General features: G+C 75.4%; 15 protein-coding genes and 1 riboswitch. Of the genes, 12 read left to right on the top strand and 3 right to left on the bottom strand.

What is annotated here, in order from left to right; genetic code table 11:
• From ACXJKG_RS01865 to ACXJKG_RS01920, 12 genes are all read left to right on the top strand, one after another.
• A partial coding sequence (locus ACXJKG_RS01865; protein ID WP_456844055.1) for a primosomal protein N' occupies positions 1–1,476 on the top strand: 1,476 nt, incomplete at its 5' end.
• A gap of 7 nt (positions 1,477–1,483) precedes the next feature.
• Complete coding sequence (locus ACXJKG_RS01870; RefSeq protein ID WP_456844056.1) at positions 1,484–2,104, top strand: HAD family hydrolase; 621 nt, start codon at positions 1,484–1,486, stop codon at positions 2,102–2,104.
• A 10-nt stretch (positions 2,105–2,114) separates the two neighbouring features.
• Positions 2,115–3,053 carry a methionyl-tRNA formyltransferase gene (gene fmt / locus ACXJKG_RS01875; protein WP_456844057.1) on the top strand — a complete coding sequence of 313 codons (939 nt, stop codon included), beginning with the start codon at positions 2,115–2,117 and terminating at the stop codon, positions 3,051–3,053.
• Complete coding sequence (locus ACXJKG_RS01880; protein WP_456844058.1) at positions 3,050–4,561, top strand: RsmB/NOP family class I SAM-dependent RNA methyltransferase; 1,512 nt, start codon at positions 3,050–3,052, stop codon at positions 4,559–4,561. Before fmt ends, ACXJKG_RS01880 begins: the two co-directional genes overlap by 4 nt.
• An 18-nt stretch (positions 4,562–4,579) precedes the next feature.
• Positions 4,580–5,239 (top strand): ribulose-phosphate 3-epimerase, encoded by a 660-nt coding sequence (gene rpe, locus ACXJKG_RS01885; RefSeq protein ID WP_456844059.1) that lies wholly within the window; start codon positions 4,580–4,582, stop codon positions 5,237–5,239.
• A gap of 64 nt (positions 5,240–5,303) precedes the next feature.
• Positions 5,304–5,436, top strand: a riboswitch (FMN riboswitch).
• 76 nt (positions 5,437–5,512) lie between these two features.
• On the top strand, positions 5,513–6,559 hold the full coding sequence (gene ribD / locus ACXJKG_RS01890; RefSeq protein ID WP_456844060.1) for a bifunctional diaminohydroxyphosphoribosylaminopyrimidine deaminase/5-amino-6-(5-phosphoribosylamino)uracil reductase RibD: 1,047 nt from the start codon (positions 5,513–5,515) through the stop codon (positions 6,557–6,559).
• On the top strand, positions 6,559–7,170 hold the full coding sequence (locus ACXJKG_RS01895) for a riboflavin synthase (RefSeq protein WP_456844061.1): 612 nt from the start codon (positions 6,559–6,561) through the stop codon (positions 7,168–7,170). Before ribD ends, ACXJKG_RS01895 begins: the two co-directional genes overlap by 1 nt.
• On the top strand, positions 7,167–8,534 hold the full coding sequence (ribB, locus tag ACXJKG_RS01900; protein ID WP_456844062.1) for a 3,4-dihydroxy-2-butanone-4-phosphate synthase: 1,368 nt from the start codon (positions 7,167–7,169) through the stop codon (positions 8,532–8,534). Before ACXJKG_RS01895 ends, ribB begins: the two co-directional genes overlap by 4 nt.
• Positions 8,531–9,025 (top strand): 6,7-dimethyl-8-ribityllumazine synthase, encoded by a 495-nt coding sequence (gene ribH, locus ACXJKG_RS01905; protein WP_456844063.1) that lies wholly within the window; start codon positions 8,531–8,533, stop codon positions 9,023–9,025. Before ribB ends, ribH begins: the two co-directional genes overlap by 4 nt.
• Complete coding sequence (locus tag ACXJKG_RS01910; protein ID WP_456844064.1) at positions 9,022–9,285, top strand: phosphoribosyl-ATP diphosphatase; 264 nt, start codon at positions 9,022–9,024, stop codon at positions 9,283–9,285. Before ribH ends, ACXJKG_RS01910 begins: the two co-directional genes overlap by 4 nt.
• Positions 9,286–9,296: 11 nt before the next feature.
• Positions 9,297–10,145 carry an ATP phosphoribosyltransferase gene (gene hisG, locus ACXJKG_RS01915; protein ID WP_456844065.1) on the top strand — a complete coding sequence of 283 codons (849 nt, stop codon included), beginning with the start codon at positions 9,297–9,299 and terminating at the stop codon, positions 10,143–10,145.
• On the top strand, positions 10,133–10,591 hold the full coding sequence (locus tag ACXJKG_RS01920) for a PH domain-containing protein (protein WP_456844066.1): 459 nt from the start codon (positions 10,133–10,135) through the stop codon (positions 10,589–10,591). The genes hisG and ACXJKG_RS01920 overlap by 13 nt, the downstream gene beginning before the upstream one ends.
• Here the strand turns inward: ACXJKG_RS01920 and ACXJKG_RS01925 are convergent.
• From ACXJKG_RS01925 to ACXJKG_RS01935, 3 genes are all read right to left on the bottom strand, one after another.
• A complete protein-coding gene (locus ACXJKG_RS01925; RefSeq protein WP_456844067.1) occupies positions 10,588–16,701 on the bottom strand; it encodes a toxin TcdB middle/N-terminal domain-containing protein in 6,114 nt (2,037 codons plus the stop codon). The two genes, ACXJKG_RS01920 and ACXJKG_RS01925, sit on opposite strands and share 4 nt — an antisense overlap.
• A gap of 9 nt (positions 16,702–16,710) precedes the next feature.
• The gene (locus ACXJKG_RS01930; RefSeq protein ID WP_456844068.1) at positions 16,711–19,914 is read right to left on the bottom strand and encodes a Tc toxin subunit A-related protein; all 3,204 of its coding nucleotides are present in this window, start codon (positions 19,912–19,914) and stop codon (positions 16,711–16,713) included.
• A gap of 103 nt (positions 19,915–20,017) precedes the next feature.
• Positions 20,018–21,130, bottom strand: coding sequence for a DUF3866 family protein (locus ACXJKG_RS01935; RefSeq protein WP_456844069.1), 1,113 nt, complete (start codon positions 21,128–21,130; stop codon positions 20,018–20,020).
• Positions 21,131–21,144: the final 14 nt, after the last annotated feature.

A 21,144-nucleotide genomic window follows, 5' to 3' on the forward strand; every position in this document is an offset into this window, starting at 1 on the left:
ATCGCGCAGGCCGTCGCCGCGTGCGTGCTCGGTGGTCGCGGGGCGCTCGTCGTGGTGCCCGACGCCCGGGACATCGACCGGGTGCTCGGCGCGCTCGAGGACGTCGGCATCCCGCGCTGGGCACCCGGGTCGGTGGGGGGAGCCGTCCGGCTCGCCGCCGACGACGGGCCCGCCGCGCGCTACCGGTCGTTCCTCGCCGCGCTGCGCGGGCAGGCGCGCGTCGTCGTCGGCACGCGCGCGTCGGCGTTCGCGCCGGTGCAGGACCTCGGGCTCGCCGTCGTGTGGGACGACGGCGACCCGCTGCACGCCGAGCCGCGCACGCCCTACCCGCACGTCCGTGAGGTGCTGGCCCTGCGTTCGGAGCTCGAGGGCTGCGCGCTCCTCGTGGCGGCCCACGCGCGCAGCGTCGAGGCACAGGCGCTCGTCGAGTCCGGCTGGGCGAGGGAGGTCGCCGCCGACCGGGCGACGACGCGCGCCCGGTCCGCACGGGTGCTCGCCCTGACGTCCGTGGAGCTGGCGCGCGAGGGTCCTGCCGCTGCGGCGCGCCTGCCCGCGCCGGCGTGGAAGACCCTCCGCGACCGCCTGGCGGACGGACCGGTCCTCGTGCAGGTGCCCCGCGCCGGGTACGTGCCGGCGGTCGCGTGCGGCCGGTGCCGGGCGGCAGCGCGCTGCGGTGTCTGCCACGGTCCGCTCGGGCTGACCAGCGCCTCCGGAGTCCCGACCTGCGGCTGGTGCGGCCGGCTGGCCACCGACTGGCGGTGCACCGAGTGCGGTGCCGGGGCCCTGCGGTCGGTCCGGGTCGGGTCGGAGCGGACAGCTGAGGAGCTCGGTCGGGCTTTCCCGGGCGTCCCGGTGCGCGTGTCGGGCGCACGCGCGGCGGGCGGGGTGCTGGCCTCGGTCACGGACGTGCCGGCGGTCGTGGTCTCGACCCCCGGGGCGGAGCCGGTGGCGCCCGGCGGCTACGCGGCGGCCCTGCTGCTCGACGCGGCGGTCAGCACCGCGGGCGCGTCGCTGCGCACGGGGGAGGACGCGCTGCGCCGGTGGCTCACGGCCGCGGCGCTGGTGCGGTCGGCGTCCGACGGCGGCGTCGTCGTGCTGGTCGGGGACGCCGAGGAGCGGGCCACGCAGGCGCTGGTGCGCTGGGACCCGTCCGGGTACGCCTCCCGGGAGCTGGCGGAGCGGGCCGAGCTCGCGCTGCCGCCGGCCGTGCGGATGGCCGCCGTGACGGGGCCGCGCGACGCCGTCGACACCCTGCTGGCACGGCTGGACGTGCCGGACGCGGAGATCCTCGGTCCGGTCCCGGCCGGGGAGGCCGAGGCGGGTGCGCTGGAGCCGGACGTGCGGGCGATCGTCCGGGTGCCCCGTGCCCACGGTGCCTCGCTCGCCCGGGCCCTGGCGTCCTCGCTCGCGGTCCGCAGCGCGCGCCGCGAGGGCGGGTCCGTGCGCGTGCAGCTGGACCCGACGGAGCTGGGATGAGCGACCGATGAACGGGCGGATCGACACGGTCGTCTTCGACCTCGGCAACGTGCTGGTCCGGTGGGACCCGTACCGACCGTTCGCCGGGCGGCTCCCCGACCGGGAGGTCCAGGCGTTCTTCGCCGACGTCGACTTCATGGCGTTCAACCACCACCAGGACGCGGGCCGGTCGTGGTCCGACGCGCGGTCGGCGCTCGCCGCCAGCGACCCGGTGCACGTCCCGGCGCTCGACCTGTACATCGAGCACTTCGCGGACACGCTGGTCGGGCCCGTGCCGGGCTCGGCGGAGCTGGTGCGCGACCTGTCGGCCCACGGCGTGCGGCTGCTCGGGCTCACCAACTGGTCGGCCGAGACCTTCCACCTCGCCGAGCCGGCCGCTCCCGCGATCGGGCTGCTCGAGGACGTGCTGGTGTCCGGCGAGGTCGGTGTGGCGAAGCCCGACCCCCGGGTGTTCGCGCTGCTCACGGAGCGCTTCGGCCTGGACCCGCGCCGGACGGTGTTCACCGACGACTCCGCCACGAACGTCGCCGCGGCCGCCCGCGCGGGCTTCGACGCCGTCCTGTTCACGTCGGCGGACCAGCTCCGTGCGGACCTCGCCGCGCGCGGGGTCGGGCTCGCCCGCACCTAGGATCGACGCCATGCGACTGCTCTTCGCCGGAACTCCCGCGGCCGCGGTGCCGTCGCTCGAGGCGCTCCTCGCGTCCCGCCACGAGGTCGTCGCCGTGCTCACGCGCCCCGACGCGCGGTCGGGCCGCGGCCGGGCGTCCGCGCAGAGCGAGATCAAGACGCGCGCGCTGGAGGCCGGGCTCGAGGTCCTCACGCCGCAGCGCCCGCGCGACGCCGACTTCCAGGCCCGGCTGGCCGAGCTGGCCGTCGACGCGGCACCCGTCGTCGCGTACGGCGCCCTGATCCCGCCGGCGCTGCTCGACGTCCCGGTGCACGGCTGGGTGAACCTGCACTTCTCCGTGCTGCCCGCCTGGCGCGGTGCGGCGCCGGTCCAGCACGCGATCATCGCCGGGGACGAGGTCAGCGGCGCCTCGACGTTCCGGCTCGAGGCGGGTCTGGACACGGGCCCGGTGTTCGGGTTCCTCACCGAGACGATCCGCCCCCGCGACACGTCCGGCGACCTGCTCGGTCGGCTGGCCACCGCCGGGGCCGGGCTCCTGGTGCAGACGCTCGACGCCCTGGAGGACGGGATCCTCAGCCCGGTCCCGCAGACCACGGACGGGGTCAGCCTCGCGCCCAAGATCGAGGTCGAGGACGCCCGGGTGCGCTGGTCGCACCCGGCGCACGCCGTCGACCGGCGGGTCCGCGGCTGCACCCCGGCGCCCGGTGCCTGGACGACCCTGCCCGACGGGTGCCGGCTCGGACTGGCGCCGGTCGTGCCCGTCCCGGACGTCGACGACCTCACGCCCGGCGAGCTGCGGGTCACGAAGCGCGAGGTGCTGGTCGGCACGGGCGGGCACGCGGTCCGGCTGACCGAGGTGACCCCCCAGGGCAAGCGCGCGATGGCCGCGCCGGACTGGGCCCGGGGCGCGCGGCTCGACGACGCCACGGTGCTCGGGGGTGCGGCATGAGCGGTGAGGACCGGCGCGACGCGAGCGGTCGGCAGCGCGGCGCGGCCCGGTCGCAGGGCCGCACGCAACGCTCGGCCGCGGCGCCGTCGCAGCGCCGCCGGGGCAGCGACGCCGCGCGGACCGCGGCCTACGACGTCCTGCGGGCGGTCGACGGCTCGGACTCCTACGCCAACCTCGTCCTGCCGCCGCTGMTCCGGGAGCGTCGGATCACTGGCCGCGACGCCGCGTTCGCCACCGAGCTGGCCTACGGCACCCTGCGCCTGCGCGGCCGGTACGACGCCGTGATCGCGCAGGCGGCAGCCCGCGCGGTCGACACGATCGACGCACCGGCGCTGGACGTGCTGCGGCTCGGCGTCCACCAGCTGCTCGACATGCGGGTGCCCGCGCACGCCGCGGTCTCCGAGACGGTCGGGCTCGCCCGCGAGCAGCTGGGCACCGGACCGTCCCAGTTCGTCAATGCCGTCCTGCGCGCCGTCGGCCGCGAGTCGCCCGAGGTGTGGGAGCAGCGGATCGCCGACGCCGCGGGCGACGACGTGCTCGCCCGGCTGGCCGTCGTCGAGAGCCACCCGCTGTGGGTGGTCCGCGCGCTGCGCGAGGCGCTCGTGGGCAACGGTCGGTCGGCCGACGAGATCGGCGCGCTCCTGGCGGCCGACAACGTCGCCCCCCGCGTGACCGTCGTCGCGCGTCCGGGCCTCGCCGGGACCGCCGAGGTGGTCGACGACGCCGGAGACGGGACGGGGACACCCGGAGTCCTCGCGCCGACCGCGGTCATCCTGTCCGGCGGGGACCCGGCGGCGCTGCCCAGCGTCCGCGACGGTCGCGCCGGCGTGCAGGACGAGGGCAGCCAGCTGGTCGCCCTGGCGCTCACGGAAGCGCCGCTCGACGGTCCCGACGAGCGGTGGCTCGACCTGTGCGCCGGACCCGGCGGCAAGGCGGCGCTGCTGGCCGCGGTCGCGGGGGAGCGCGGCGCCCGGATCGTCGCCAACGAGGTGCAGCCGCACCGCACGCGCCTGGTCGAGCAGGCGCTGCGCGCGGTGCCGGCCGACGCGGTCGAGGACGTCCGGACCGGCGACGGTCGCACGGTCGGCACCGACGAGCCCGGGTCGTACGACCGCGTGATGGTCGACGCGCCCTGCACCGGGCTCGGGGCCCTGCGCCGTCGGCCCGAGGCCCGCTGGCGGCGCACGCCGGCCGCCCTCGCCGGGCTCAGCGCGCTGCAGCGCGACCTGCTGGTGTCGGCCCTGCGGGCGGTCCGGCCCGGTGGCGTGGTCGCGTACGTGACGTGCTCGCCGCACCTCGTCGAGACGCAGCTGGTGGTCAAGGACGCTGTCCGCGCCGCGGGCCGGGCGGGCATCGAGGTCGAGGCGGTCGACGCGCGGGCCGTCGTCCGCGGCATCGCGCCCGGCGGTGCGGTCGAGCTCGACGACGCCCGCACCGACGTGCAGCTCTGGCCGCACGTGCACGGGACCGACGCGATGCACCTGACGCTCCTTCGCCGCACCTCCTGAGCCCTCTACGCTGGCCGGGTGCCTGCGCTGATCAACCCGAGCATCCTGTCCGCCGACTTCGCCAACCTGGAGCGAGACCTCCGGGCGATCTCCGCCGCCGACTACGTGCACGTGGATGTCATGGACAACCACTTCGTGCCGAACCTGACGCTCGGGCTTCCGGTGGTGAAGCGGATCGCCGAGGTCTCGCCGATCCCGCTCGACGTGCACCTGATGATCGAGGACGCCGACCGGTGGGCCCCGGAGTACGCCGCCGTCGGCGCTGCGTCCGTCACGTTCCACGCCGAGGCGACGCAGGCGCCGGTCCGGCTGGCCCGTGAGCTCCGCGCGCGGGGGGTCCGGGCGGGGATCGCGCTGCGGCCCGCCTCGCCGGTCGAGCCGCTGCTCGACCTGCTCCCCGAGTTCGACATGCTGCTGGTGATGACCGTGGAGCCGGGCTTCGGCGGGCAGTCGTTCATCGAGGGCATGCTCCCCAAGATCCGCCGCGCCCGGGCCGCGCTCGACGCGTCGGGCGGCAAGACCTGGATCCAGGTGGACGGGGGAGTCGCGCGCGACACCGTCGGCCGGATCGCCGCCGCCGGCGCGAACGTGTTCGTCGCCGGCTCGGCCGTCTACGGCGCGACCGACGTCGGCGCCGAGATCGTGGCCCTCCGCACCCTGGCGGACGCGGGCGCCTGACCGGCGGGAATGCCCGGCGGGAATGTGCCGTGTGGCATGATCGTTGGCGCAGTACGAACACATACACGTGCTCCGGGGTCGGTGTAATTCCGAGCCGGCGGTGACAGTCCGCGACCCGCACGATCCGCAAGGATCGGGCGGTTGACCTGGTGGAACTCCAGGACCGACGGTGAAAGTCCGGATGGGAGGATCACGTGGCGGCGCCGTCGCGCCGTGGTTGCGGGACTCTTCCTGCCGCCCTCACCCCGGAGCCCTGGCGCCTGGAGGTGACGCATGGCCAGCACCGACCGCGAGCTGACGGCGATGCGCCGCGCTCTCGAGCTCGCCCGCCGCGGTCCGGCCAACGACCCGAACCCCCGCGTCGGCTGCGTGCTGCTCGGCCCGGACGGCGACGTCCGCGGCGAGGGCTGGCACCGCGGCGCGGGAACGCCGCACGCGGAGGTCGCCGCACTCGCCGACGCCGCCGCGCGCGGCGAGTCGACGCGGGGTGCCACCGCCGTCGTGACGCTCGAGCCCTGCAACCACAACGGCCGCACCGGGCCGTGCTCCGAGGCGCTGATCGCGGCCGACGTGGCGCGCGTGGTCGTCTCGGTCGACGACCCGAACCCCCTCGCGGCTGGCGGCGCGGCACGCCTGCGGTCCGCCGGGGTGGACGTGCAGACCGGCGTGCTCACGGACGAGGGACGCGCGGTGCTCGGCGCGTGGCTGCCGTCGATCGAGCGCGGCCGGCCGTTCGTCACCCTGAAGCTCGCCACGTCGCTGGACGGCAGGATCGCCGCCGCGGACGGCTCGAGCCGGTGGATCACGTCCGAGGTCTCGCGGCACCACGCCCACGACCTGCGCGCGGAGGTCGACGCCATCGCCGTCGGCACCGGCACCGCCCTGGTCGACGACCCGTCGCTGACCGCGCGGAACGCCTCCGGCGAGCTGCACGGGCACCAGCCGCTGCGCGTCGTCGTCGGCCACCGCGACCTGCCCCCGGACGCCCGCCTGCACGGCCCGGGCGGGGAGCTGCTCCACCTCCGGACGCACGAGCCCGCCGAGGTGCTGGCCGTGCTCGCCGAGCGGGAGGTCCGCCACCTGCTCGTCGAGGGCGGGCCGACCCTCGCCGCCGCGTTCGTCCGCGCCGGACTGGTCGACGAGGTGCACGCCTACGTCGCGCCCGTCCTGCTCGGCGCCGGGCCGTCCGCCCTGTCCGACCTCGGCGTGCTGAGCATCGGAGACGCCGTCCGACTGACCACCCGCTCGATCATCCCGCTCGGCCCCGACGTCCTCGTCGTCGCGACCGTCGACCCGCACAGCACCACGGAGGCGCACTGATGTTCACCGGAATCGTCGAGGAGATCGGCACGGTCGAGGCCTTGGAGAACGGCCCGGACGGGACGGACGCGCGCCTGCGGGTCCGCGGACCGCTCGTGGTCTCCGACGCCCACCTGGGCGACTCGATCAGCGTCTCCGGCGTGTGCCTCACGGTCACCGAGCTGCCCGGCGACGGCACGTTCTTCGCCGACGTGATGCCGGAGACCCTGCGGCGCAGCGCGCTCGGCGACGTGGGCGTCTCCAGCCCGGTCAACCTCGAGCGGGCCCTGGCCGTCGGCGGTCGCTACGGCGGCCACGTCGTGCAGGGTCACGTCGACGGCGTCGGCACGATCTTGAGCCGCACGCCGGGACCGCGCTGGGACGACATCGAGATCGGACTTGCCCCGGAGCTCGCGCGGTACGTCGCCGAGAAGGGCTCCATCGCCGTGTCCGGCATCTCGCTCACGGTCACGCACGTGACGGACGAGTCGTTCGGCGTCTCCCTCATCCCCACCACGCTCGAGGCGACGACCCTCGGCACGCTCGCGCCGGGCGCGCGGGTCAACCTGGAGGTCGACGTGCTGGCCAAGTACACCGAACGGCTGCTCTCGGCGGCGGGGGTGCTGCGATGACCGCCCCCGCGGGCGTGCGGCTCGGGACCGTCGAGGACGCCCTCGAGGCGCTCCGGGCCGGCCGTCCCGTGCTGGTGGCCGACTCCCCGGACCGGGAGAACGAGGCGGACGTCATCCTCGCCGCGCAGTCGGCGACGCCCGAGTGGATCGCCTGGACCATCCGGCACTCGTCCGGCTACCTGTGCGCACCCATGCCGGCGTCCCGCGCGGACGCGCTCGACCTGCCGCTGATGGTGCCGAGCAGCCAGGACCCGCGCCGCACGGCCTACACGGTCACGGTCGACGCCGCCACGGGCGTGACGACCGGCATCTCGGCGTCCGACCGCGCCCGCACCCTGCGCGTGCTGGCCGATCCGGCGTCGGGCCGCGAGGACCTGATCCGGCCCGGGCACGTGCTGCCCCTGCGCGCCGTGCCCGGCGGCGTCCTGCACCGCACCGGCCACACCGAGGCCGCGGTGGACCTCTGCCGCCTCGCGGGTCTCGAGCCCGTCGGCGCCATCGCCGAGCTGGTCAACGACGACGGCTCCATGACGCGGCTGCCCGCGGCGTCGGCGCTGGCCGAGGCCGAGGGGCTCGTGCTGCTGACCATCGAGGACATCGTCACCTGGCGCATCGAGCACGGCGACGACGTGACCGCCGAGGTCGCGGTCGCCGCGCCGCCGAAGGACCGGGTGCACGCCACGCACACCGCGTACCTGCCGACGAAGCACGGCGACTTCCGGATCCACGGCTACCGCGACCTGCGCACGGGCGCCGAGCACGTCGCGCTCGTCCCGACGGCCGGGCTCGCGGCGGCACCCGTCGTACGCGTGCACTCGGAGTGCCTCACGGGGGACGCGTTCGGCTCGGCCCGCTGCGACTGCGGGCCCCAGCTGGACGCCGCGCTCGAGCTCGCCGCCGAGCAGGGCGGCGCCGTCATCTACCTGCGCGGGCACGAGGGCCGCGGCATCGGGCTGCTGGCCAAGGTCGCGGCCTACGCGCTCCAGGACGAGGGCCGGGACACCGTCGAGGCGAACCTGGACCTCGGCTGGCCCGCCGACCGGCGGGAGTACGGGGCCGCCGCGGCGATCCTCACGGACCTCGGCGTCGAGCGCATCAGCCTGCTGACCAACAACCCCGCCAAGGTCGCCGGCCTGCGCGCCCACGGGATCGACGTCGCGGAGATCCACAGCCTCGAGGTCGGGCTTACCCCGCAGAACGAGGCGTACCTGCGGACCAAGGCGACCTCCATGGGCCACCTGCTGCACCTGCCCGCGGGGACGGAGCGGGAGCCCATCGCGGTCGCCCCCGTGCACGCGACACCGGCGACACCCGGCGCCGACCACGACGACCACGCGTTCGAGAACCTGGAGGACCTGGCATGAGCGGTGCTGGAGCACCCACCCTGACCGTCGACGGCACCGGCCTGAAGGTGGTCGTCGTCGCCGCGAGCTGGCACACCGTCGTCATGGACGGGCTGCTGGCCGGTGCGCAGCGCGCCCTGGCCGCCGCGCACGTCGAGGACGTCACGGTCGTCCGTGTGCCGGGCACGTTCGAGCTGCCCGTCGCCGCGCAGGTCGCCGCAGCGGGCGGTGCCGACGCCGTCGTGGCGCTCGGCGTCGTGATCCGGGGTGGCACGCCTCACTTCGAGTACGTCTGCCAGGGCGCGACCCTGGGCCTGACGGACGTCGGGATCCGCACGGGTGTGCCCGTCGGGTTCGGCGTGCTCACCTGCGACAACGAGGAGCAGGCGCTCGACCGCGCCGGGCTCGATGGCTCCCACGAGGACAAGGGCGCCGAGGCCGCGGAGGCCGCCGTCGCCACCGTGGTCGCGCTGCGCGCGCTTCGTCCCGACCCGTCTAGAGTGCCCGCGTGAAGACCTTCGACACCCTGTTCGCCGAGCTCTCGGAGAAGGCTGTGACCCGCCCCGCGGGCTCCGGCACGGTCGCGGAGCTGGACACCGGCGTGCACGGCATCGGCAAGAAGGTCGTCGAGGAGGCCGCCGAGGTCTGGATGGCCGCGGAGTACGAGTCGCAGGAGCGGACGGCCGAGGAGATCTCCCAGCTCCTCTACCACCTGCAGGTGCTGATGATCGCGCGCGGCCTGACGCTCGCCGACGTCTACACCCACCTCTGAGGAGACCGACCGTGCTGAGGATCGCCGTCCCGAACAAGGGCTCCCTGTCCGAGCCCGCCGTCGAGATGCTCAAGGAGGCCGGGTACCGCCAGCGTCGCGACTCCCGCGAGCTCGTGCTGCCCKACCCGGACAACGACGTCGAGTTCTTCTTCCTGCGCCCGCGCGACATCGCCGTGTACGTCGGCGCGGGCACCGTCGACGTCGGGATCACCGGCCGCGACCTCATGCTCGACTCGGAGTCCGCGGCCGTGGAGCACCTGCCGCTCGGGTTCGCCCGCTCGACGTTCCGGTTCGCCGGCACGGCGGGGGAGTGGACCGACGTCGCGCAGGTCGGCGGCCGGCGGGTCGCGACGTCCTACCCGGTGCTGGTCGGCTCGTACCTGCGGTCGCTGGGCATCCACCCCTCGGGCGTCGTGCGCCTCGACGGCGCCGTGGAGTCGGCCATCAAGCTGGGCGTGGCGGACGTGATCGCGGACGTCGTCGAGACCGGGACCACCCTGCGTGCCGCGGGCCTGGAGATCTTCGCCGAGCCGATCCTGCGCTCCGAGGCCGTGCTGGTCCGCCGCTCCGACRGCGACGAGCCCGCGGGCCTCGACGTCCTCACGCGCCGGATCCAGGGCGTCCTGACCGCCCGCGAGTACGTGMTCATGGACTACGACGTGCCGCTCGAGCTGGTGGACGCGGCCGTCGCGATCACGCCCGGCCTGGAGTCGCCGACCGTGTCCCCGCTGCACAACCGCGACTGGGCGGCCGTGCGGGCGATGGTCCGGCGCGACCAGACCAACCGCGTCATGGACTCCCTGTACGACATCGGTGCGCGCGCGATCCTCGTCACGTCGATCCACGCGTGCCGGCTCTGACCGGCACCGCCGTGGACGATCTCACGGCCCCGTTCCGGCCCCGGCTGGCGCGCGTCGTCACCCTCACCATGGCGGTCGTGGTGATCGCCCTGACCGTGGCGCTCATGCTGGCGCTGCCGATCCTCACGGCTGGTGACCAGCTCGGGTTCGCGATCGTGGGCGGTCTGATCGCGGGGTTCCTCTGGCGGCAGGCCTCGGTCGTGGCGCGGGTGGACGACGACGGTCTGACCGTCCGCAACCTCGTCTTCACGCGCCGGCTCGAGTGGGCCGAGATCGTGTCCGTGCGGTTCGGGTCCGGACGGCCGTGGGTGCAGCTGGACCTCGCCGACGGCGACACGCTCGCCGTCATGGGCATCCAGCGGGCGGACGGCGCCCGCGCCGACGCCGAGGCCCGGCGGCTGGCGACGCTCGTCGCGATGCACACCGGCACGCCCCGGGACGACTAGAACCCGCCGCTGAGGAAGTTGAACGGGCCGAGGTCGATGTTGTGGGTCCGCACGTAGGCCTGGATGTCGTCCCAGAGGTCGGCGGTGACCCCGGAGGCCAGGTCGACGACGACCGTCTGCGCGACGACCGAGCCCGTGAACCCGGCGACGGCCTGGGCGACGTGCGGGAGCAGGGCCCCGGCGAACTTGCCGGCCAGTCCTCCGCCGGTCGCGCCCAGGGCCTGGCCGACGCTGTTCACCGGCGGAGGCGTCACCAACGGGGGCGGGGGCGGGTTCGGGTCCGCGCGGGCGGCGTTCCTGAGCGAGTCCAGCGGCCCCTCGCCCGCGGGAGGCTTCAGGCCGCTGAGCGCCCCGAGCGCCGCGCCGACCACCAGCCCGATGATCGCGCCGACCAGCACCTTCTCCATGATGTCGCCGATGCCCCCGTTGCGGCCGCCGGCGAAGCCGCTGGCGAAGCCCATCGCGGCGCCGTTGATCGCCCCGGTGACGGCACCCGCGACCGCACCGGCGGCCACGCTTCCGCCGGTGAGCCCGAGGCCGCCCGCGACGGCCGGACCCGCGATGGCCGCCCCGAAGGCTGCCCATCCGCCGACGGCACCGCCGACCAGGACTCCKAGGACGACGTCGCCGGCGTCCCCGCCCGCCCGGGCCGCCGCGATGCCCCCGATGACGCCACCGGCGACGACGCCGATGACCGTCGCCGCGAACACCGCGGTCCACGTCACGGAGATGCCGGTGGCACCGAGAGCGATCGACGGCGCCGCCCCCGCGCCGAACGTGAAGACGGAGACGACGACGATGACCGCGATGATCGCGATGGTGGCCACGACGGCGGCGAAGATCTTCCAGAACTCGCGCCCGCTCGGGTCGATGTAGCTGGTCGGGTTGTCCCGGCAGTAGGCGTAGGAGTTCCAGGCCAGGGGATCGGCGGCGTCGGTCACCATCGGGTCCGGGGAGAGGAACCTCCCGAGCGCCGGGCAGTACCACCGGGCACCGAGCAGGACGAGCGGTGGCGCGTCGACGCCCGACGCGGGACCGGCCAACGCGACGGGGGCGAGCCCGGTGCCGAACGACTGCGGCACGGCCCCGACGCCGGTGCGCTCGAGCACCTGCCCGTACGGCCCGTACCGCACGCGCAGCACCACCTGTCCAGCGCCGTCCGTCAGCGCCACCACGGAGCCGAGGTGGTCGCGGTGCAGCCACGTCGTGCGGGTCCGCGCGGGCGTGGCCGGACCGCCGGTCGGAACCGCGCGGCGCCGCGCGACGATCGCCCGGCCGTCGGTGACCTGCAGGACGAGACCGTCGTCGTCCACGCTCACCAGACCGTCGGGCGACCAGGTGCGTGACGTGGCGCCCGCGCCCGACACCTCGTGGAGAGCCAGCCGGCCGGCGTGGTCGTACCCGTACCGGTGGACCGTGCCGGTGCTGAGCGCGACCCGGCGCAGCATCCCGCGCGCGTCCAGCGTGTGCGTGCCCCACGGCGCGCTGGTGACGTGCCCGGTGTCGTCGTACGCGTACCGGCCGCCGCCGGCCGAGGTCACGCAGCTGGGGGCCGCGCCGTCCTGGCCGTACAGGTACTGGCCGACGTCCGAGGCCGTCGTGAGGTTGCCGGCGTCGTCGTACGCGTAGCTCCACACCTGAGCCACCGGCGGCACCACGCCGTCGGGCGCCCCGAGGCCGTCGGCGTGCACGAGCCGCGACAGCTCGTCGTACGCGTACGCCCAGGTCTGCGCGGGGGTCGGCCCCGTGATCGACGCGACGTTGCCGAGGGCGTCGTGGGTGTACGTCACGTCCCGCACGTCGACGATGGCGCCGGCGGTGACGGCGAGCCGCGACGTGGCGCGCCAGCCGGTGAGCGGGTCGTGGGAGTCGGTCTGCTCGACACCGTTGGCGTACCGGACCCGGGTGCGGTGATCCATGAGGTCGTAGTCGACGGCCACGATGACGTCGTCGATGCCCGTCAGCCGACCGGCCGCGTCGTAGCGGTACCCGACCACCGAGCCGTCGGGGTACGTGACCGCGGAGGTGAGCCCGTCGGGCCGGTACGCCGTCCAGATCGTGAGGACGTCGGAGCCTGGCCTGGTCATCGTCTTGCGGGCGACCCGGCCGCGCTCGTCGTAGTCGAGCGCGGTGCTGCCGACCTCGTCGTCGACGCGGAGCAGGCGACCTCCGGCGGTGTGCGCGCCGGCGTCGGCCGGGGCGGGCGCGGCCGCGTCGTGGTACGTGAAGGTCGCGACGGGGACCGCCGCGGGGTCGTCCTCGCGGATCGCGACCAGGCGGTCGCCGGCGTCGAAGCTGCGCAGCACGCGGTGCGCCCCGGCCCGCGTCTCCACGGTCCGGCCGGCGGCGTCCAGCACGATCACCGAGGCGGCCTCCGGGCGCTCCGTGGCCAGCACGCGACCCAGCAGGTCGTAACGGAACGCCGTCCGGGCGCCCGTCGGACCCTGCTCGACCAGCAGCGACCCGCTCAGCGCGAACGTGAACGTGCTGGTCAGCGTCCGGCCGTCGAGGTGCTGCTCGATCGCGACCGCCTGACCGGTGGCGTCGAGGCGACGGACGGTCAGGTGGCCCGCCTCGTCGGTCTCCTCGACCCGACCGGGCAGGTACCGCACCGTGGCGACCTCACCGTCAGCCCGGGTGGCGCGCAGGAGCCGACCCAACGGGTCGTACTCCATGACCGAGTGCGGCCGCGCCGGGTCGGGCGGGTCGTAGGCCGGGCCCGCCGCGCGGTACGGCAGGTAGGACTCCGTGACCAGCCCCCGGGCGCCGTACGCGTGGGACACCTGGACGATCTCGGGGTCGGCGCCGGCCCCCGCCGGGGCGGACGCGTCGAGCACGCGGCGCTGCAGCAGGCGGCCCTCGCCGTCGACCAGCTGACGCTCCCGCAGGCGCGGCAGCTCGCCGCCCGCGTCCGTGCCCGCCCGCCTGGTGAGCGACACGCTGACGGGCAGTGCGGACGTGTCGTAGGCGTGCGCCGTCGTCGGGGTCGCGGGGGAGTCGCCGGGCTCGATCAGGTGCACCGGCCGGGCGAGCGCGTCGAACGTCGCGACCGAGACCGCGCCCGAGGGCTCGACGACCTCGAGCGGCTGGTACGTGCGCAGGTCGAACGTCGCCCGGACCTCGTTGCCGACGGCGTCGCGCACCCGCGCCGGATAGCAGGCGGTCGGGTCGAGCTCCAGCTCGGTCATCGCGCCCAGCGCGTTGCGGACGGTCCCGTGCACCACGCCGTCGGCCGCCACCGTCCGGGTGTACTCCGCGGAGCGGACCCACCAGCCGGCGGGTATCGCGACGGACTCGATCCCGGTCGCGCCGGCGGTGGGGACGGACGCGGCCCGGTGCTCGTACCCGAGGGCGGCCCAGTCCGGCTGCGCAGCGCCGTAGACATCGCCCACGAGCTCGTCGGGGAGCGCGAACGAGGACCGCCCGGTCGTCAGACCCTGCGCGCCGACCTGCCCGAACGGCCGGCCGTCGTACTCGGTCCGGGTGTCGGCGAGCAGCGCGCCCGCACCGTCGGTCTGGACGATCCGGCACGCCCGCTGGGCGAACCGCCCGGTGGGGTCGACGGCGTACTGCGTGTACGTGTGCAGCTGCCCGGTCGGCGCGGCCCCGGCCTCGAACGTGGACTCGACGGCCTCGGCGACGTTGCCCACGGCATCCCAGGCCAGCTGCTCGGTCACGACGCGGCCGACCGGCACTGCTCCGCCCTCGAGGACCTCGCGATCGGTCCGCACCAGCCGGGGGACCACCGTGATCGCGTCCGGGCTGTCGTCCACGCGCCACGTCTGCTCGATCCGGTGCAGCGGGAGCCCGGCGGCCAGCGGCGTGGAGGGCGCGGCGTCGTCCAGGCCGGCGGCGACCTCGAGCCGGAAGAGACGCCCGCGCACCGCGCGCAGCCGCCGCCGCTCCGCGGCCGTCCCGGGCTCCGCGCCGGTCGACGGGTCGACACCGGTGTGGAACCAGCGGGTGGTCAGCGCGGCAGCCACCCGGGCGTCGCCGTGCGTCAGCTCCTCGACGCGCCCGAACCCGCAGACCTCGCGCAGAACGGGGTCGTAGCGGCCCTCGTGGTACCGGAAGTCGGTGTCCGTCGCCTCCCCGGTGGTCGTCTCGGCGACGCGCACGCCGGCCACCACCGGCAGCACCAGCGGGAACGAGCTCGTCCACGCCTGCCCGGCCACTCGGTCGCGCTCCGACTCGCGGGCGGAGGTCGTGTACCGGATGGACGTGACCCGGCCCACCGAGTTGTCGATCGAGGTGAGCAGCCCCGGCCGGGCGCCCCCGAGGAGGTCGAGCGCGAACCAGCGGGCCCGTCCGGACGGCAGCGGCGTGCTCCACACGACGGCGGGGACGCCCGTGCCGAGCAGGTCCGCCACCCGGACGTCGTCCATGGCACCAGTCGGCAGGTGGCGCACCGTGCGCGGCGACTCGAACCCGTCGCCGGACCGGTTCGGCCACCAGGTGAGCGTGCCGTCGCCCAGCACGACGACGTCCGCGGACCCGTCGCCGTCGACGTCCACCACCAGCACGCGGGAGGGGTCGACGTCGAAGGGGAGCGTCGGTGCACCCGTCATCCGGACCGCGTCGCCGAACGTGCCGCGGCCGAGGTGCGGCCAGTAGGTGACCCCGGCGCCGTCCACCCGGACCACGTCGGGGGTGCCGTCCCCGGTCATGTCCGCCAGGTGCACGTGGGGGTCGGCGAGGTCGGCCGGGGGGCCGTTGGGAGTCTGCGGGACCACGTCGGGACGCTCCACCCAACCCGCCGCGTCCTCGGTGCGCCGGGCCAGCAGCAGCGCGCGCCCGTTGCTCCAGACCAGGTCGCCGAGACCGTCGCCGTCGAGGTCGACCAGGCGGGCCTGCGCCGCGCCGATCGCGACCGACGGGCCGCGCGTCCACGTGACGGGCCGCCCGAGGCCGTCGGCGCCGCGGGGCTGGTAGCCGCGGGCGGGGACGTCGGAGCGGACCAGGTCGGCGAACCCGTTGCCGTCCAGGTCGACGAGCGCGATGCCGGCCGCCGCGTCGGCGAGCTGCGGGAGCTCGCCGACCAGCCGGGGCCGTCCCCACGTCCCGGCCTCGTCGGGCCAGACGCGCGTGACCCCGCCCGGCGACACCTCGACCAGGTCGGGCAGACCGTTGCCGGTCCAGTCGAGCAGCTCGACCCGCGACCGGCGGTCGCCGGCGGCCCCCAGCCCGGGAGGTGCGGACCTCTCGTCGCGGCAGGGCACGGCGGTCAGCCTCGGGGCCGACGCCCCCGCGTACGCGAGGCGCAGCGGCGGAGCGTCCAGGCTGGAGGAGTCCGCCGCGACGCCCGTGAGCGTGACCGAGGCGAGCAACGACACGCCGCTCGGGTCGGCGGCGACGTACCCGAACGACCAGCGGCGCACGAGGGAGGCCTCGCCCGCGGGCGGCGCGGCCAGGTGCAGCTCGACGCTCGCGCAGCGTCGGTCGGTGACCAGCACGAACCCCGCGCGCGACCATCGCAGCACGTCGGGCCGCGGCTCGTGGTCGAGCCGCACCTCGAACGGGCCGTAGGCGACGGAGGCGAGGTACCGCTGCGCGCCGTCGGCCTCCCACGTGAGCTCCGCGGACGTGCCGAGGTTGTCCTCGATCCGCGCGAGCAGCCAGGTCAGAGGCACGCCGCCGACGCCGGGCACCCGGGACTCCGCGGACGTGCCGAGGTGGAAGCGCGTGCCGGACCGGTCGGTCGCGACGAACCCACCGGCGTCACCGGCGGCGGGGTCGGCGTGCGCGACGCGCCACTCCCCGGACTCCACCTCGGGCCGCAGGCCGGCCGCGGTCCGGAGCAGCGGGCCGGCGCCCGCGAGCACGAGGGTGTCGGTCTCGTCGTAGCGCGGCAGACCACCGGTCGTCGACCGGGTCAGGCTCGGCAGCGCGAGCGCCCAGCCGAGCCCGAAGGGACCGTTCGCCGCCGACGAGTCGTACCGCAGGGACAACCGGGGGCCGATGTCGTTCGGGCCGTTGGGCAGGTCGATCGGGACGACGAGCCCGCCGGTGCCGCTGGAGAGGTCCGGCGTGAAGGTCTCGCCGAGGCCGCCCGTGCCGCCCCCCTTGGGCAATGACGGGGTCTGCGTGGAGAAGCCGATCTCGGTGGGCATGACGGCCCCTCAGGCGCGCGGCGTGAAGGAGTAGCCGAGGACGAGCGCGATGTTGTCGACGGCGTCCAGGTCCAGCTCGCCGTCGACGACGAGCGCCGGGTTGTCCGCGGCGGTCACCTGGACCGACCACGGGCCGAGCGCCGAGGAGCCGATCGCCGCCCCCTGGCCCGCAGCGGTCAGCGCGGCCTGGAACGCGTCGGAGTCGACGACGCCGTCCGCGTCGCAGGTCACGGTCACGGGCTGACGTCCCGGGGGAGCGACCCGGAGCACCAGGCCCCCGGCGACGGCGTGCGGCGTCGACGCCACCGTCAGGCCGAGGCTGAGCAGCGTGGGTGCGTCCTCGGTCGCCGCGAAGTCCCCGCGACCCAGCTCCACGGCGAGCGTGCCGGTCTCGTAGAACGAGAAGAACGCGTCGGCGAACAGCCAGCGCAGCGGGAACGGACGCTGCCGCTCGTGCACCGCGGGAGCGGCCTCGAGCTCGGCGACCACCCGCTCGCGCAGGTCGAGGTCGAACCGCGCCTGGTAGGTGAACGTGAGCCGCACGTCGAGGATCGCCGCGAAGTCGAGGTCGTTGGCGGCCGGCGGGATGTCGAGCTCCCAGCTGGACGCGACGCCGGCGCCCTCGAAGACCGCACGGCGACGGGGGTCGGGAGAGACGATCAGGGCGTCGAGCCGCCGGTCGTAGTCGCTCAGCACCAGCGACTCCCGGTTCTGCACGCGGTGCTTGACCCCGTTGCCGCCCACGGGCCACAGCACCGACGGGACCCGGTAGTGCGAGATCCCGCTGTTGGTCAGCGTCCCGCTGAGGCCGCGCGCCGGCACGATGCCGTCGACCTCCACCTCGACCGCCACGATCCGGCCCGCGTAGGTGCCCGGGTAGGCGGAGTCGAAGTCCGCGAGCGCCGTCTGGAACTGCATGTGACCGGTGCGCCGCAGCTGCGTCTCGAACAGGTACGGGTAGCGGCTGGACAGGGAGATGGTCTGCCGGACGGGCTGCGGGTTCGGTGCGGTGGAGGTGATCAGCTGGTAGGTGAAGGACTGCACGTCCGCCAGGAGCGAGTCGGCGGCCAGCAGCCCGTGGACCGTCTGCGCCTGGTAGTCCGGCCGGATGATCGAGAGCTGCACGTCGTTCTCGAAGTTGTACGCGCGCTGCATCCGCTTGGCGATGTCCAGCGCCATCACCAGGTACCGCTGGGAGAGGTTGTTCATCGTCTCGCCCATCGCGTTCCAGACGTCGGGCGTGAACCTCTGCTGGTCGAAGGCGAGCAGCAGCTGCTGCGCCCCGGCCACGCGCACGCCGGCCGCCGCAGCACCCGCGGAGAACGCGGCGACGCGGGCCTGACCGGCGGCCCGCTCCTGCGCCGCCTGCACCCGCGCCGCGTCGAGCTCGTTCGCCTGCCGGTTCATCGAGTCGATCTCGTACTGGCGCTGCTGGCGCGCGGCCGTCAGGCTCTCCGCCGCGGCGAGCGTGCCGCGGTCGCCGGAGATCGAGTACGAGCCGGACATCATCTGGTCCGCCAGCTGGTTCAGCTGGGAGGCCTTCCCGTCCTGGCCGCCGGACAGCTGCGTCGAGAGCGCCTGGTGGACCACCCAGCTGGCGGACTTGCTCGCGTACTCGGCCGCGTTGGCCCGGGCGTCGGCCGCCCGCAGGTTCGCGGCGGCCTCGGCCGCCTGGTAGGCCGCGAGCTCGGCGCGCGCCGCATCCACCTGGCGGTCGGCCGCCTGCTTCTCGGCGGCGGCGAGCTGGACGTTCGCGGTCAGCTGCGTGCGCGTGAGGGTGCCGGAGTCGGCCTTCTCCCAGAACGAGATGGCGTCGCGCTCGGCGCCGATGGCCAGCTGGCTGAACGTGCCGGCCACCTGCTGGAGGTAGTCGAAGGTCCACAGGGGGACGTTGGCCGCCCAGTGACCCCAGAAGTCGAGCCCTCCGGCGATCTTCGCCAGCTGCGCCCACACGTCGAGGACCACGGCCGCGATCGCCGGGCTGACCGCGGCGGCGTCGATGTCGTCGGGCGCGTCGAGGTGGGCGATCACGGCCCGGGCCTGCGTCGCCGCCGGGGCCAGCCCCGCGACCGTGTACAGCGACGTGGCCGGCGCGGTGCCGTCCGAGCCGAGGACCTGCTGGTAGACGTCGAGGGCCCGGACCGGGTCGTCGGCGCGGAACAGCACGTTCCCCTGGTCGAGGTAGCACGTCGCCAGCCGGGCCCAGACGTACGGCGCCTCGGTCGTGGGGTTGAGGTACCGGTAGCCTGCCGCGGCGAGGTACCAGGACTGCGCCTGCTCGAACTCGCCCATCGCGTGGTGCGCCTCGGCCAGGCCCAGGGTGGTCTCGTAGTACCAGGCGTGCGCCAGCCCGATCGCGACGTCGGCCGGTCCGGCGGGCTGGATGAGCACGTCGTGCAGGACGTCGATGGCCCGGCGACCCTCGTAGACGGTGGCGAGGATGTCGGCGCCGTCGAGCGCCTTGCCCTCGGCCCACTTGAGGGTCTTGACGTCGTCCCCGACCTCGACCGCATAGAACCGGCGCGCCGCGGTCAGCTCGTCAGGAATGTCGACCACCGGGGTCGCGCTGATGACGTCCTTGACCTGCAGGTCGGTGCGCTCCAGCCGCAGCGCGACGGTGGGTGCCGCCTCCGCCCCGACGGCCCGCACGCGGCGCAGGCCCGGCACGTCGACGGCCGGCGCGGGGGCGTCCTTCTCCCCGAGCTGCTTGACGAAGTCGGCGTCGAGGCCGGCGGCGCGCTCCCGGAAGAACGTGGCGGACTTCGGGTTGCCGACGGACTCCAGCTGCCGGGCGACCTCGAGGTCGGCGGCGGCGAGGCTCGCGTCCCGGCCGACCTTGGCGGAGTGCAGCCCGAGCACCGGGCCGTCGTCCACCTCGGGCACCACGCGCGGCCGTACCCCGGCCGTCGGTTGCTCGACGGGGAGCAGGTTGAGGAACTCCGCGGCGTACGACGCCAGCGACGGCACCAGGTCCACCGCCAGCACGACCTGCTCCTCGTACGTCACCAGCGGGGCGAGCTGCGACCAGATGAGACGCCGGGCGGCCGTGTAGCCGTCGACGGCGTCGGTGTAGCGCCGTTGCCGGTGGGCGGTGGCGGCGGCGACCAGTAGGTCCTCGATCTGCCCGAGCACCGCGGTCGCGCCGGTCCGGACGCCGACCACCGCCTTGTTCCGCCGGAACGAGTAGGCGAGGTCGGTGTGCAGTGCAGCCATGACGGTGCCCCCTGGTTCACGGTGGTGGCGACGGTGCCACCGGTGATACCTCCAGGATCCTCGCGAGGCGGGCAGTGATACCCGCCTCGACCGAGTTCACCCCCTAGGCGAGCAGGTCCGCCGCGTGCACCCCCGCCGCGGCGGCCGCGAGGAACGCGGCGGGGTCCTGCTCGAGGCCACGGCCCATCGTCGACAGCCGCACCGGGCTGCCCGCGAGCGCGCCCAGCAGGTCGGCCCCGGCGGGGACCTCGACCAGGCGGTGCCGCGACCGCAGCGTCGCCGCCTGGTCCCGGACGCGCTGCCCGAGCTCGCCGTCGAGCAGCGGGACCACCACGTCCGCCGACGCCAGCGCGACGCGCCCGTACGCGGTCAGCGAGTGGTGCGAGACCCCGAGGTGCCGTTCGCGGGCGTYGGCGCCCGAGACCCGCAGCGAGGCGACCGGTCGGCCCCCCAGGGCGGCGGCGGCGTTGACCGCCTCGCCCGCGGCCACGCCGGAGAAGCCCCAGCGGGTCCCGGTGCCGAGGTTGCCGGGCCCCTGCGCGACCACCACGAGGTCCGCGCCGACCACATGCCGGGCCGCCAGCAGCCCGGTGTGCACCGTCACGGCCTCGAGGTCGCCGCCGAACGACTGCCCGGTGGTCACGCAGGCGTCGATCCAGCCGGCCGAGCGCATGCCCGCGACCGTCCGGGAGAACCACGCCGGCAGCGCGCCTCCGTCGGTCATCACGTAGGCGACCCGCGGGGGCACGCGACCGGCGCGCGCGGCGGCGGACCGCGCGCCGGCGACGATCGCGGGCAGCGCCGAGTGCAGGTCCGCGACGACGACGGGCAGGCCGTCGAGGTCGTCGGCGTCGCGCAGCAGCTCGTGGTGCGGGGACTCCTGGTCGTCGACGCCCAGGACCATCGCCTGCAGCGGGGTGTACCGGGCCTTCACCAGGTGACCGGGCCCGGCGGGCGGGTCCGCGGGCGGTCGGTCGGGCAGGGCGATCACCAGGGCGTACCCGCCGGTGCCCAGCCCGCGCGCCAGGGCGGACACGTTGAGCAGGACCCGGTCGCCGATCTCCGGGCTGCCGACCAGCGACGGGAACGCCAGCGCACGGACGGTGTCGCCGGCGGTCGCCGTGCCGACGGGAGCCTCGAGCTCCACCGTCACCTCGGCCGCACCGGGCCACGTGGCCCCGAGCGACACCACGACACCCGCACGCCACGTGATCACGCGACCACGCTACC

It is taken from the genome of Cellulomonas sp. P5_C6 (assembly GCF_054049635.1).

What these genes read in the sequence shown, in the direction of transcription:
- ACXJKG_RS01930 (WP_456844068.1), bottom strand. Translation starts at nt 19,914, where the DNA reads ATGGCTGCACTGCACACCGACCTCGCCTACTCGTTCCGGCGGAACAAG.
- ribB (WP_456844062.1), top strand. Translation starts at nt 7,167, where the DNA reads ATGACCGCCCCCGCGGGCGTGCGGCTCGGGACCGTCGAGGACGCCCTC.
- fmt (WP_456844057.1), top strand. Translation starts at nt 2,115, where the DNA reads ATGCGACTGCTCTTCGCCGGAACTCCCGCGGCCGCGGTGCCGTCGCTC.
- ACXJKG_RS01870 (WP_456844056.1), top strand. Translation starts at nt 1,484, where the DNA reads ATGAACGGGCGGATCGACACGGTCGTCTTCGACCTCGGCAACGTGCTG.
- ACXJKG_RS01895 (WP_456844061.1), top strand. Translation starts at nt 6,559, where the DNA reads ATGTTCACCGGAATCGTCGAGGAGATCGGCACGGTCGAGGCCTTGGAG.
- ribH (WP_456844063.1), top strand. Translation starts at nt 8,531, where the DNA reads ATGAGCGGTGCTGGAGCACCCACCCTGACCGTCGACGGCACCGGCCTG.
- ribD (WP_456844060.1), top strand. Translation starts at nt 5,513, where the DNA reads ATGGCCAGCACCGACCGCGAGCTGACGGCGATGCGCCGCGCTCTCGAG.